The sequence below is a fragment of the Escherichia sp. E14V7 genome (assembly GCF_004212225.1).
Taxonomy (GTDB): Bacteria; Pseudomonadota; Gammaproteobacteria; order Enterobacterales; family Enterobacteriaceae; genus Escherichia.
The window spans coordinates 327,444-339,555 of the sequence record NZ_RHJJ01000001.1 but is presented as its reverse complement, the minus strand read 5'-3'; the positions used below and the strand labels follow the sequence as shown (position 1 = coordinate 339,555).

Annotated in this window: 12 protein-coding genes; all 12 read right to left on the bottom strand. The window is 52.2% G+C overall.

All coding sequences use genetic code 11. From position 1 onward, the window contains the following. Window positions 1-41: 41 nt before the first annotated feature. On the bottom strand, window positions 42-701 hold the full coding sequence (locus tag D9741_RS01660; RefSeq protein WP_130218081.1) for an ABC transporter ATP-binding protein: 660 nt from the start codon (window positions 699-701) through the stop codon (window positions 42-44). Then, window positions 698-1,474: an ABC transporter permease gene (locus D9741_RS01655; protein ID WP_130218083.1), complete on the bottom strand. Its 777-nt coding sequence runs from the start codon at window positions 1,472-1,474 to the stop codon at window positions 698-700. The genes D9741_RS01660 and D9741_RS01655 overlap by 4 nt, the downstream gene beginning before the upstream one ends. Before the next feature lie 1,144 nt (window positions 1,475-2,618). After that, entirely contained in the window at window positions 2,619-3,155 is a 537-nt protein-coding gene (gene yghD, locus D9741_RS01650) for a GspM family type II secretion system protein YghD (protein WP_130218085.1), read from the bottom strand. A 1-nt stretch (window position 3,156) separates the two neighbouring features. Continuing rightward, the gene (gspL, locus tag D9741_RS01645) at window positions 3,157-4,335 is read right to left on the bottom strand and encodes a type II secretion system protein GspL (protein ID WP_130218087.1); all 1,179 of its coding nucleotides are present in this window, start codon (window positions 4,333-4,335) and stop codon (window positions 3,157-3,159) included. Then, on the bottom strand, window positions 4,332-5,309 hold the full coding sequence (gene gspK, locus D9741_RS01640) for a type II secretion system minor pseudopilin GspK (protein WP_000633209.1): 978 nt from the start codon (window positions 5,307-5,309) through the stop codon (window positions 4,332-4,334). Before gspK ends, gspL begins: the two co-directional genes overlap by 4 nt. Continuing rightward, the gene (gene gspJ / locus D9741_RS01635; RefSeq protein ID WP_130218089.1) at window positions 5,306-5,911 is read right to left on the bottom strand and encodes a type II secretion system minor pseudopilin GspJ; all 606 of its coding nucleotides are present in this window, start codon (window positions 5,909-5,911) and stop codon (window positions 5,306-5,308) included. The genes gspK and gspJ overlap by 4 nt, the downstream gene beginning before the upstream one ends. Then, window positions 5,908-6,279 carry a type II secretion system minor pseudopilin GspI gene (gene gspI / locus D9741_RS01630; RefSeq protein ID WP_000820131.1) on the bottom strand — a complete coding sequence of 124 codons (372 nt, stop codon included), beginning with the start codon at window positions 6,277-6,279 and terminating at the stop codon, window positions 5,908-5,910. The genes gspJ and gspI overlap by 4 nt, the downstream gene beginning before the upstream one ends. After that, window positions 6,276-6,839 carry a type II secretion system minor pseudopilin GspH gene (gene gspH, locus D9741_RS01625; RefSeq protein ID WP_130218091.1) on the bottom strand — a complete coding sequence of 188 codons (564 nt, stop codon included), beginning with the start codon at window positions 6,837-6,839 and terminating at the stop codon, window positions 6,276-6,278. The genes gspI and gspH overlap by 4 nt, the downstream gene beginning before the upstream one ends. A 3-nt stretch (window positions 6,840-6,842) precedes the next feature. Continuing rightward, complete coding sequence (gspG, locus tag D9741_RS01620) at window positions 6,843-7,298, bottom strand: type II secretion system major pseudopilin GspG (protein WP_001087296.1); 456 nt, start codon at window positions 7,296-7,298, stop codon at window positions 6,843-6,845. 16 nt (window positions 7,299-7,314) lie between these two features. Further along, window positions 7,315-8,538, bottom strand: coding sequence for a type II secretion system inner membrane protein GspF (gspF, locus tag D9741_RS01615; RefSeq protein ID WP_130218093.1), 1,224 nt, complete (start codon window positions 8,536-8,538; stop codon window positions 7,315-7,317). Continuing rightward, window positions 8,538-10,031 carry a type II secretion system ATPase GspE gene (gspE, locus tag D9741_RS01610; RefSeq protein WP_130218095.1) on the bottom strand — a complete coding sequence of 498 codons (1,494 nt, stop codon included), beginning with the start codon at window positions 10,029-10,031 and terminating at the stop codon, window positions 8,538-8,540. The genes gspF and gspE overlap by 1 nt, the downstream gene beginning before the upstream one ends. Next, complete coding sequence (gene gspD, locus D9741_RS01605) at window positions 10,031-12,091, bottom strand: type II secretion system secretin GspD (protein WP_130218097.1); 2,061 nt, start codon at window positions 12,089-12,091, stop codon at window positions 10,031-10,033. The genes gspE and gspD overlap by 1 nt, the downstream gene beginning before the upstream one ends. Window positions 12,092-12,112 lie beyond the last annotated feature (21 nt).

The following is a 12,112-nucleotide window of genomic DNA, read 5'->3' as shown; positions in this document are numbered from 1 at the left end:
TCAGTTAAATATTGCCAAGGCATTATATTGGAATGTAACCACTATAGGTCTTTTTTGTAATCAGTAATGGCTTCCGTAACATTTCCATAAAATTTACCTTGTCCCTCTTTGTTAAGATAAAAAGCAACATCACAATACTCCTTTAAAGCTCGTTCACTATGTGACACCATTATTAAATGAGATTTTTCTCTTATTTTATCGAATATGTCTGAACATTTCTTTTTAAACTTTGCGTCTCCAACAGCAGTGACTTCATCAATAAGATAATAGTCGAATTTAAAAGCCATACTTAATCCAAAAGCTAACCTCGACCTCATGCCAGAAGAATAAGTTTTAATGGGCATATCGAAATATTTTCCGAGTTCGGAAAACTCTTCAACAAAACCAACCTTCTCATTTAACTCATCGCGTTTTGCATATAGTCGGGCAACAAATTTAACATTTTCACGACCGGTTAAACTTCCCTGAAATCCACCAGCCAATCCAACGGGCCATGAAATTTTATGATCTGTAATAATGTTCCCACTATCAGGACGATCTATACCACCAATTATCCGAAGTAAAGTTGATTTACCGGCTCCATTTTGACCAATCAGGGCAATGTTATATCCTTTAGGAAAAATAATATTCAAATTTTTAAAAACATAATGCCGCCCCGTGGGCGTGCGATAAGACTTCGTCAAATTATCAATCTTAATCATGATGTCAGCATTGCCTCCTCACGAGTTCGGTATAACGCCAGACCAATGAACAGAGTTATCAATGTGAACATTGCCAGGTAGTTCAGACTCACGCCTTCGCTAATATAGCCAGGCATAACGGCCTCGCGGCTTAGCTCCACCACATGTACCAATGGGTTCCAAAGTAGATATGACCAGTATTGCTTTGGAATCGAGTGTAGAGGGAACATGATGCAGGAGATGAAATACAGCGGCTTAACCAGTATCGGCAGGACCTTTTGCATTTCAGGGAAGGTTTTACCAACGACCATAAATATTAAGCCAATGCTGCATGAAAGTATGATTAGCAGACCCCAAGCGCCTACAAGTTGTAAAAAATTTGTTATCTCGAAATATTCACCTGCCATCCAGACAATAAGCATAAGCAGAATATAAACGGCAGCGTAAATCAGCGTCTCAAGCAGAGCGCGCGCAATGATCGTATCGATAGGTTTTACTGGACGATAATTAAACAACCCCTGGTTCGCTTCAATAGCACCAATAGAACGTTTGCTAATACTGCTAAAGATAAAAAAGGGAATCAGGCCATTAAGTAAAAACACCGGGAACGAGATGTCTGGCATCGTGCGGTGCATAACGTACCCCAAAATACCCAACAGTATCAGCAAATGCGCGGAGGGTTCGAGAATCGCCCACAAATACCCCAGACGAAACTTACCAAAGCGTGTTCGTATTTCTCGTAGAAATAATGCCTCTACGGTGACTTTCTGGACCTCAAATCCACTTCTTGCCATTTGATGATGTGATCCTAATCTCTTCAGGTACGCTACCGCCCTTGGCTTAACAGCTACCAATACACTGGAGGTAATACTTGTTTGTAATTGGATAAATTTCGTTCAGACGGTTGGGCTATTTTTAATAACCGCAAACAATTTCAGCAGAAATTATTTCTGCTGGGATAAATTGTTCTATTTCCATCCCATTTCTTCTAATCCATTCTTCAGGCATGAATGTATTCGGTCTTCTGGTAATTTCAGAAAACTGGCCGTTTTAGAATGTAGAGTTAATTTCTCAGGAAATTATGCGTAACTCTTTTTACTTAGCCTCTATGGGTAAAAAGACGTAAAGCACCATGCATTCTGGATTACTCCGGAACACACTTATTTAAAATGAGTGTTAATTTCACGAGAAATTATTTTTATCTTTACTGTTAACTACTGGGTTATAATATCACCTATAAATTTTATACATAGCTGCACCTGCAATCTGTTTTACACCAGAACGCACGTAATTTATTACCAATAAATTGTTTACCAGGAAACTATTTCCCTATTTAAAATTCACTCATGTACTTCTTATTTATATCTTCAGCACCCTCTTTGCGGCCATATTTGTGATTTTCATCACATTTAAAAGATGTTATTTAAGTCACGTAAATAATCCCGATAGCAATTATTGTTGTCGATTAAAATATATGTCTTGATTATTTAGTGTGTTTATTTTAACCAGCATTACAGCCAACACCATCCCTCAGTAGATATACCTGAGCAGACATTGTTTCAAATCGACGGATAGTTTCTGTGGAAATTATTTTGCTTATTTAAAATTTCCCTTCTGATTGTATCCAGGAATTTTAGTAATTTCTAGGCTACACAAAATACAGATCACACAAGAATTATCCTATATGTTTTGACCTATCAATTGTCACTCAATGATTTATTACATCTATTAATAATCATGATGTATTGCCACACGTAAGCATATTTATAGGACGCCGGGCTGTTTCAGGAGAGAACTCGTATCTGTTGTTTTGCAGAACATTCAGTGATGAGAGGAATGGGATATTTCTTATTGCAAAAATATTCAATTCGGTGAGCGGATAAGAAGATTATACACTCACCTTTCGGGCTTAATTTCACAGGGAATTTACTGGAACACTTATCCTCTTATCAACTCCAGTCGCTGCACGCTCACCATTCCAGCCTTTTCATCTGCACTGACATCAATTTGTGTCACCCGCAGCGCATACTTTTCATCCAGCGCGTTTAACCATTTCAGCAGATCATTAAACACCACCGGTTCTATCCAGACCTGAATATTCTCCCCGCGTTCGGCTATCCGCTTGATGGCCACCGAGTGCGCGGAAGCACTGTCACTGATGACCCGCGATACCTGTGCAGGCGTTGTCGTGGCGGATTTTCGCGCCGCAATAATATCCGGCGCGGCGCTCTTCATCCGGGAGTTCATCGCCACCAGCTGTTGCAACATCGTCTCCTGTTGCTCAATCCGTTCGCTCAAAGGCTGCCAGATGAGGACGTAATATCCGGCGCTAAACAGGAACACTGCCGCTGCCAGCAACATGCCTTTTTCACGCGGCGAACGCCCCGCCAGGTGTTGTGTCAGCCAGTGTTCGCCACGGCTTAACTGGCGTTCACGCCATTGCTGAAAATAGTGAATAAATTTATCGCGTAACATGTTATTTCCTCCGCAACGTTACGCCGCCGGAAACCGCATCACCCTCTTTCTGTAACGCGTCCTGTTTCACAACATAATCTGCCGCCAGTGCGCTACGCAGTTTGTCGAAACTGGCAAAGCTCGCTGCCCGCAGCTGGAGGTGAAGCGTCTGACGTTTTTGATCAAAGGTGAAACCACGCATCTCGATGTCGGAAAGTGACGCCGTTTTCAGGGTGCTGGCGATCGCTGACAATTCTGAGAGCAGCCGGGTATCGTCGGCCTGCGGGCGATATTTTTTCAGCGCCATCGTCACCTGAGAGCGTAAATTCACAATCCGCTTCTGCTCCGGGAACAACGTTAAGAACTGTTTCTCTGCCTGAGCACGACTTTGCGCCACCTGTTCGCTGACGCTCCATAACGTCACGCCCCGTTCCACTGCCAGCGCAACCAGAATCAGCAATATCGGCAGAATCATCACCCGCCAGCGCGCCCACTGTTTTCGGTAGCTGACACGAGGCTGCCATGGCCCTGTCAGCAAGTTCCCTTCCGGTTCGCCATAAGTGGTAATGGCGGGCAGGGCCGTAACGGTCAGGCGTTCGGCGTCTGCGCCAGACCATGCAGATAGCTCTTCCGGTGCAATACCGACCACGGTTAGCGAAAGCGGTAAATCCTGCTCATTGAGCTGGGCGCGGAACATGACCGGAGCCAGCGCCCGCCCGGCGCTCCATCCCCGGCATTCATCGATGCGGCAGATAACCCGTTGCGCATCGCCAACCATAAATCCACAAGGAATAGACATCCAGTCTGGCGCGACGGTAGCGCGGGTGATGCCGTTTTCCTGCAACCACTGCGTAATGTTGCGCATATGCTGTTGGTGAATCACTGCCACGGTTGCCAGTTGCTGGTCGATTTTCAACGGGGCGAAATGCAGTTCGTCGATATCCTGATTCAGCTCTTCTTCCAGTAAGGCGGGCAGAATAGTCGGTATCTGCTTGCGGGCAACATCAGGCAGTTCAACCTGCCAGACGCTGATCCATTCGCCGGGGATGTAGAGTCGAATCGCATCAGTTTGCAGCCATTGCTGGAGACGTTCGTCAGCAACGTCAGGCCAGGTGCCGTACTCCACATCGGCGGTACGGTGCTGCCAACGGATGGGGTCGGAGGCGCAAAGCGGGAAAAAAATCTCAAGCATGGAACTCACTCACTTTCTCCTGTCTGATGCCAGAGAACAGAAAAGTGTTGTGGGCCCATGCGGACAATTAACGAGTTCATCGTCAGTTCAATCTCATTCACGGTGATATCTGAACGCAGCCAGAAGTAATTGCTGTCCACGCTCAGGACGGTTTTTAGCTGTTTTTTAGTACGCTCATCGACGTCAGCAAGTAGCGGCTGTGCAAGAAACTGATCGACATCTTCCCAGCCCTTCGCCGGACGTTGTTGTAATAACGCCCGCGCCTGAACAGGGCTTAACCACGGGTCAAACAGCGCCTCAAGAATCACACTTTGCGTGACGTCTAATGTATTGATGTTGATTTGCTGGCGGGTCATCGGCAGCGCACAGACCAGCGGTTTCAGTTTTTGATAAAGCCCGGCGTCCATTCCCTGTACCACGCGCATCTCACTGATATCCGCCAGCGGTTGATTCGCGGCGTAGAACGGCACCGAACGGGCGAGATACTCGCTATCTTCACGGCCCAGACGCGTCTGCACGCTGCGGTCCTCGTCAATAAACTCCCACAGGCTTTCGGCTATCAGTTCGGCCCGATAAGCAGGCACATCGAGGCGCGAGATCAGGGCAATCAGTTGTTGCACCGCGAGCGGTCGCGACGCCGTTGTCGGCTGAGCAAGGGCATTCAGGTTAAAGCAGGCCTGTGCGTCACGCAGAGTGACGGCGATTTGCCCCTGCGGCAGTGGGAAAAAACGAGGGCCGGAAGCCCACGGCTGTGCCAGATGCACACGTTTTTCATTTTTCAGGCTCAGACTGAGCGCGCTCAACGCCAGGCTTTCTGCACTGGCGCTGTACCACAGCGCCTGCTGGTACTCCTGCTGGCTGCGCGTTCGCCCAAGTTGTTGCTGCATCCGCCCTGAAAGCGTGATAGTTACCAGCATCATAACCGCCAGCAATACCAGCACCACGACCAGTGCCATTCCGCGTTTTGGTGGTGAGGTGATCATGATAATTGCGGCCCGCGTAACAACCAGATTCGTTCAATCTCGCCCCATTGCGGCGAGTGCAGGGTCATACGCACCGCCACAGGGATCGCCTGTACTGACGACCAGCTCTCCTGCCAGCGCGTACCATCATAGAACTGCAAACGGAGCGAATCCGCCGGAATCAACTTTTGCGTTGTTGGCTTCACGCTGCCTGCTGCATCGGTCAGCGGCCAGGACAACCGTTCGAGATAACCATCATGAATGCGGTAACCGACGGTGAGCAGATTACTGCGCGGCAGACGCATCAACGGATTGACCACGCCGCCGCGCACAAAGCGCATCCCTTCACTCTCAGACGCCAGCACGCCAGCGCCCGCCAGTAACGCTGGTTCACGCTGGCCCTGTTCGCCTCTTACCGGACGCGGCATCATTTGGGTCAGATCGTGGTTTAAAAAACTCATCGTTTGCTGCATGAGATTTAGTTTTTGATCGTGTTCGGCGACGGCGCTATTCACGCGCGTGACGCCGTTTGTCACCTGCTGCGCCATCAGTGCCAGCGAGGCAAAAATGGCAATTGCCACCAGCATTTCCAGTAACGTGAAACCAGCGCGAGTCCCTCTCACTGTTGGCCTCCCACGGCGCTAAACCAGGCGCGTCGTGACTGAATCACCGACGAAAAGTCTTCGTGACGGCTGACTTCAATATCCACCGCCTGAAGTAGCGCGTTGCCTGTATTCAACGGTGTGGTTCGCCAGTACCAGCGGCTTCCTGCCATATCGCTCTCGCCCTGGTGCCTGACCGCCCGCTGCTCGCGGGTCATCAGGTAGAGCAGCGCGGTCTGGTTTTCAGCTACCCAGCCCGCTACCGTTTTCTCCTCAAGAACTTGCTGATTACTCAGCGCGCCGCTGGCGATCTGTAACACCGCCGTGGCAGCCAGCGCAAAAATCGCCAGCGCGAGCATCACTTCCAGCAAGGTAAACCCGCGCTTCATGGCATCCTCTCATCACATTGATTGAGGGATAACGCGCCATCGTGCGCCAGTTTTACCGCCCAACATGCGTTTTGCGCCGCCGAGTAGAAGCGCAGAGTAAACGGCGTACCGGGTTCAAAAGGCGAAAAACGGATCTGCGGCGTCTTCTTTTTCGCCTCTTTTTGCAGCTCCAGTTCAATATCGTGCAGCGTCAGGCGGCGACGTTGCAGCTCCAGCGTATATTCCTTCTGCCAGATATCACTTCCGGGTTGTAACAGCATCTGCACCTGTTTCGGCACCGTAACCTGTGCTGATAACCGGGTCGCAGAAACGGGCAACCACTGCCCGTGACGACGCTGCATAAACTGATAGCCAGGCGGGTCGATTAACACACCGAGTGTTTTCCCTTCGATCACTGCCCTGTCCTTAAACTGCGCAAAGCGAGTCAGAAAATCCTGCGCCGCTTTTTTCGCGGGCGATTCAGAATCGGTCGCAAAAGTCTGTACCACGCCCGCACTGGCAAGGCCGATAAGAAAAATCACCAGCATGATTTCCAGAAGAGTGAATCCGCGTTCAGGCACTGATTACTGAAACTCCTGCAAATTCCAGTTACCGATATCTGCGCCAGCGCCTTCCCCGTTTTCCTGACCATCCGCCCCCAGGGTATAAACATCAAACAGTCCTTTTTCACCCGGGCTGAGATACTGATAATCATTGCCCCACGGATCCTTTGGCAGTCGTTTGATGTATCCACCGGTACGGTAGTTGCGGGAATCCGCCATATTGGCTGGCTGCTGGATCAGCGCCTCAAGCCCCTGCTCGGTAGTCGGATAACGCCCGTTATCCAGTCGGTACATATCCAGCGCGTTTTCCAGCGCCACGATATCGCTGATGGCTTTTTGCCGATCCGCTTTCTCTTTGTTGCCCAACAGGTTAGGCACCACCAGACTTGCCAGGACGCCAAGAATAACAATCACTACCATCACTTCCAGCAGGGTAAAACCTGCCCGTGGTTTTTGTGTGCGGGATAACGAATTCATGTGATAACTCCGTAAATTACATTCCAACCATATTGTTCAGTTGCAGCATCGGCTCGAGGATGGCGATGACGATAAACAGCACCACGCCCGCCATCATCACCACCAGCGCAGGCTCAAACAGCCCCAACGCCAGCCCCACCTGGGTATCAAATTCCCGCTCCTGGTTAACTGTGGCCTGTTCAAGCATGGTTTCCAGCTCGCCGCTCTGTTCGCCGGAGGCGATCATGTACAGCATCATCGGCGGGAACAGGCGCAACTCCGCCAGCGCAGCGCGCAGACTGCTTCCTTCGCGGACGCGATCTGCCGCCAGCAGCAGTTGTTGCTCGACATAGCGATTTGCCGACACAGCGGCAGCGGTCTGAATGCCTTCCAGTAGCGGAACACTGCTAGCGGTGAGGATGCTTAATGTGCGGGAAAACCGCGCCGTATTCAGCCCGCGCGCAACACGCCCCGTCACGGGCAGGCGCAGCACGGTTTTGTCCCAGCGCAGGCGCATAGCAGGATTTTTGAGTAGCCGTTGCCCCAACACCAGAAGCCCCAGCAGACCAGCCAGCCAGTAAACACCGCTGGCCTGTAACGCGTCACTCATGGCGATAAGCGCGCGGGTGGAGGCGGGCAGCGCGTGTCCGAGATGATCAAACTGTTCGATAATTTTCGGCACCACCGCCGTCAGCAAAATAGTGACCACGCCCGTTGCCACCACCAGCAGTACCAACGGATAGAGCATAGCCTGCAGCAGGCGTGATTTCAGGCGCTGGCGTTGTTCGGTGTAATCTGCCAGGAGATTGAGCACCACATCGAGATGCCCGGATTTTTCTCCGGCAGCTACCATCGAACAAAACAGAGAATCAAAGACGCGAGGATGTTCGCGCAGGCTGTCCGACAGGGTATAACCTTCCTGAATCCGGCTGCGCAGCGCCATTCCGAGGCTTTTTACATGCAGTTTTTCACTTTGCTCACTGACCGCCTGTAAGCAGGTTTCCAGCGGCATTGCTGCCTGCACCAGCGTTGCCAGTTGGCGCGTGAACAGCGCCAGATCTGCCGCCGCCACGCGTCGATGTGCATGTCGCCGACGCTGCAACATTCCCCCTGTCGAAGCATTCATCCGTGCTTCAATGTGCACGGGGAAAAGCTCTTTAGCGCGCAACAACTGACGGGCATGACGCGCGGAATCCGCCTCAATCATGCCTTTGGTTTTGCGACCATTACGCTCCAGCGCCTGATAGTAAAACAGTGCCATTACGCCTCCATCGTGACCCGCAGCACTTCATCGAGTGAGGTTTCTCCGGCGAGCACTTTCTCAATGCCGTTGCTGCGGATGCCCGCAGAGTGTTGCCGGACATAACGTTCCAACTCCAGTTCCCCGGCCTGACGGTGGATCAAATCACGCAATGTGGCGTCCACCACGATCAGCTCATGGATGGCGGTACGTCCGCGAAAACCTTTGTGATTACAGGCGGGGCAGCCCTGCGGATGGTACAGAGTGACGGTACGGGCGTCGGTAATCCCCAGCAGGCGTTTTTCTTCGTCAGTGGCAGGCAGGGCCTGGCGGCAGTCGGTGCACAACGTGCGAACCAGTCGCTGCGCCATCACGCCCGTCAAACTGGAAGAGAGCAGGAAAGGCTCAACGCCCATATCCTGCAAACGCGTGATCGCCCCCACCGCCGTGTTGGTATGCAGCGTGGAAAGTACCAGGTGTCCGGTCAATGACGCCTGAACGGCGATTTCTGCGGTTTCGGTATCGCGGATTTCACCGACCATCACCACATCCGGGTCCTGACGCAAAATCGCGCGCAGCCCACGAGCGAAGGTCATGCCGACGCGGGTGTTGACCTGCGTCTGACCGATCCCTTCAATCATGTATTCGATGGGGTCTTCAACTGTCAGAATGTTGCGCGAATGGTTGTTCAGCTCCTGCAATCCGGCATACAGCGTGGTGCTTTTGCCAGAACCCGTCGGCCCCGTCACCAGAAAGATGCCGTGCGGTTTGTGTAACAGCTGGCGCAACTGCACTGTCAGTTGCTGACTTAAACCCAGACGCTCCAGCGTCAGGCGGGCCTGGTTTTTGTCCAGCAGTCGCAGCACCACGCGCTCGCCCCAGGCAGAGGGCATAGTGGAGACACGCACGTCAATCGCCCGACCGCCCAGCAGCAGCGCAATGCGTCCATCCTGCGGTACGCGCTTTTCGGCGATATCCAGCCGCGCCATCACCTTGATACGCGATACCAGCAGCGAGGCCAGTTTGCGCCCCGGGCGCAGCATTTCATGTAATGTGCCGTCAACACGAAAACGGATCACCAGACTCTTTTCAAATGTCTCGATGTGAATATCCGAAGCGCCTTCTTTAATCGCCTCTGCCAGCATGGCGTTGATCAGTTTGATGATCGGCGCATCGTCGTCACTTTCCAGCAGATCTTCCGTTTCTGGCAGTTCTTCAGCGAGGGTAAAGAAGTCTTCGGCGGAACCGAGATCTTCCATCAGCTGGCGGGCCTCGGAAGAGTCCCGCTGCCAGACCGCATTCAGCCGCTGTTCAAATTCGGCCTCGTCGATTTGCCGCAGCGTAAAGGGCGCGTTCAGCCCCCGTTGCAGCTCCTGCAACACAGAGAGCGACAACGGATGAACATGGAGGATCTCCAGCGACGCTTCGCACCATGCCACTAGGCTAAACCGACGGCTGAAACTGTAGGGCAGACGCACGGTGTTAGCGGTGGTTTCCTGTGCTTCAGGCACCATTAACGCGTTCTCCCGGCATTGAGGAACGCGCGTACTTCCGGCGGCAATGCCTGGTTTTGCGCTGGCAGTACCGGCTGCGCAGTGTGCGGCATCAGGCTTAAGCCTTGCTCATCACGATAGATCTGTTCGGCACGCATATAGTTATATTTGCGCTGCGATACACCGTCTGCCGCCATACCGTCACGCAGAATGGTCGGGCGGATAAACACCATCAGGTTACGTTTTTCTTTTTTATCCGCCGTCGATTTAAACAGGTTACCAATCAATGGGATATCGCCCAGCAGCGGCACTTTCGCCACGCTTTCTCCCGCCTGGTCATCCATCAGACCGCCAAGCACGATCAGCTCACCATCGTTAGCCAGCACGGTGGTTTTCAGTTTGCGCTCGCCAAACACGACGTCGAGGCTGGTCTGTCCTTCCACCTTCGAGACTTCCTGCTCAATCACCATCTGTACCGCGTTTCCTTCGTTAATCTGCGGCGTAACTTTCAGCATGATGCCGACTTTTTTCCTCTCTACCGTGTTGAAAGGATTGCTGTTATTGGAACCAACGGTAGATCCGGTTAATACCGGAACATCCTGGCCCACCATGAAGAAGGCTTCCTGGTTGTCCAGTGTGGTGATACTCGGAGTGGAGAGGACGTTCGAGCTGGAGTCGTTTTTGACCGCCTGTACCAGCGCCATCCAGTCGCCTTTCACCACGCCAACCGCCGTACCGCTAAAGCCAGAAAGAAGCTGGGCGAGCGTGGAGAGATCGCCGTTGGTATCCGGGTTAATGGTGGTGGCACCGTTTTCGCTGATCACCGTGGAGCCTTTCTGCGGTTTCGCCTGAGAAATCGCCGCCCCCAGCGTACCGATAGGGATCTGCGTACCGTTAGCAAACTGCATTAATCCGGCATCTTTCGACGCCCACTGCACGCCGAAGTTGATATTGCTGCCTTCGGCAACTTCCACGATCAACGCCTCGACATGCACCTGAGCACGGCGAATATCCAGTTGTTCAATCACGCTTTGCAGCGACTGCATGATGTCCTGCGGCGCAGTAACAATCAGGGCATTACTGTGTTTGCTGGCGGCGATGGAGACAACCTCACGCCCGCTACCGACCGTGCCTTCCGCCTCTTCTTTAGCCGCCGTGAGCGTGCCGCTGACCTGCTTCAGCACATCGACCAAATCTTCGGCTTTGCTGTATTTGAGATAGAACACCTGGCTGTTGCCGCTGCGCTCCATTTCTGAGTCCAGGCGACGGATCAGGCGGCGCATTTTGTCTCGCGTGGCGGGGTCACCACTGACAATCACGCTGTTGGTGCGTTCATCAGCGACAATCTGTGATTTCAGCGTTGCAGGCTGGTTCTCGCCGCTATTTTTAGTCAGGCTTTCCAGCACACGGGCGATTTCCGAAGCCGAGGCGTTATCCAGCGGGATCACCTCTTCGGTGCGGTTTCCTGCGTGATCCACGCGCTGGATCACTTCCGTCAGGCGCTCCACGACTGAAGCGCGTCCGGTAAGCATAATCACGTTGGAGGGATCGTAATTGACGACGTTGCCGGACCCCGCACTGTCAATCATCTGGCGCAGAATCGGCGCCAGCTCGCGTACCGACACATTACGTACCGGCACTACTTTGGTGACCATTTCATCGCCCGCGTAGTTGTCGTTGCCTTCACCGACCAGCGGCAGCGGCTCAACTTTTGCGGCGCTGGATTTCACCACCTTCAGCACGTCGTTTTCCATCGGCACAACGGCATACCCCTGCGCTTCCAGCAGGTTAAGGAATAGCTGGTAATACTGGCGTTCATTGAGCGGGGTCATGGTGCGAATACTCACTTTCCCCTGTACGCCCGGCCCCATAATGATGGTCTTATTAAGGTTAGCGCCGACGGTTTCGATGAACGATTTCAGGTCGGTATCTTTAAAATTAGCGGTGAAAGTGGCTTCTTCCGCCCAGACCGGTGAACTACATAATGCCGCTGCCAACACCAGCGGCAGTAAACGCTTTTTTGTTTTGAGGCCAGTTGTCTTCTTACGCCAGACCGACAACGTAATATCACGCCAAAACACGATGAATGATTCTCCTGGATT

What these genes read in the sequence shown, in the direction of transcription:
- gspE (WP_130218095.1), bottom strand. Translation starts at nt 10,031, where the DNA reads ATGGTGCCTGAAGCACAGGAAACCACCGCTAACACCGTGCGTCTGCCC.
- D9741_RS01655 (WP_130218083.1), bottom strand. Translation starts at nt 1,474, where the DNA reads ATGGCAAGAAGTGGATTTGAGGTCCAGAAAGTCACCGTAGAGGCATTA.
- gspG (WP_001087296.1), bottom strand. Translation starts at nt 7,298, where the DNA reads ATGAATTCGTTATCCCGCACACAAAAACCACGGGCAGGTTTTACCCTG.
- yghD (WP_130218085.1), bottom strand. Translation starts at nt 3,155, where the DNA reads ATGTTACGCGATAAATTTATTCACTATTTTCAGCAATGGCGTGAACGC.
- gspK (WP_000633209.1), bottom strand. Translation starts at nt 5,309, where the DNA reads ATGATCACCTCACCACCAAAACGCGGAATGGCACTGGTCGTGGTGCTG.
- gspF (WP_130218093.1), bottom strand. Translation starts at nt 8,538, where the DNA reads ATGGCACTGTTTTACTATCAGGCGCTGGAGCGTAATGGTCGCAAAACC.
- gspI (WP_000820131.1), bottom strand. Translation starts at nt 6,279, where the DNA reads ATGAAGCGCGGGTTTACCTTGCTGGAAGTGATGCTCGCGCTGGCGATT.
- D9741_RS01660 (WP_130218081.1), bottom strand. Translation starts at nt 701, where the DNA reads ATGATTAAGATTGATAATTTGACGAAGTCTTATCGCACGCCCACGGGG.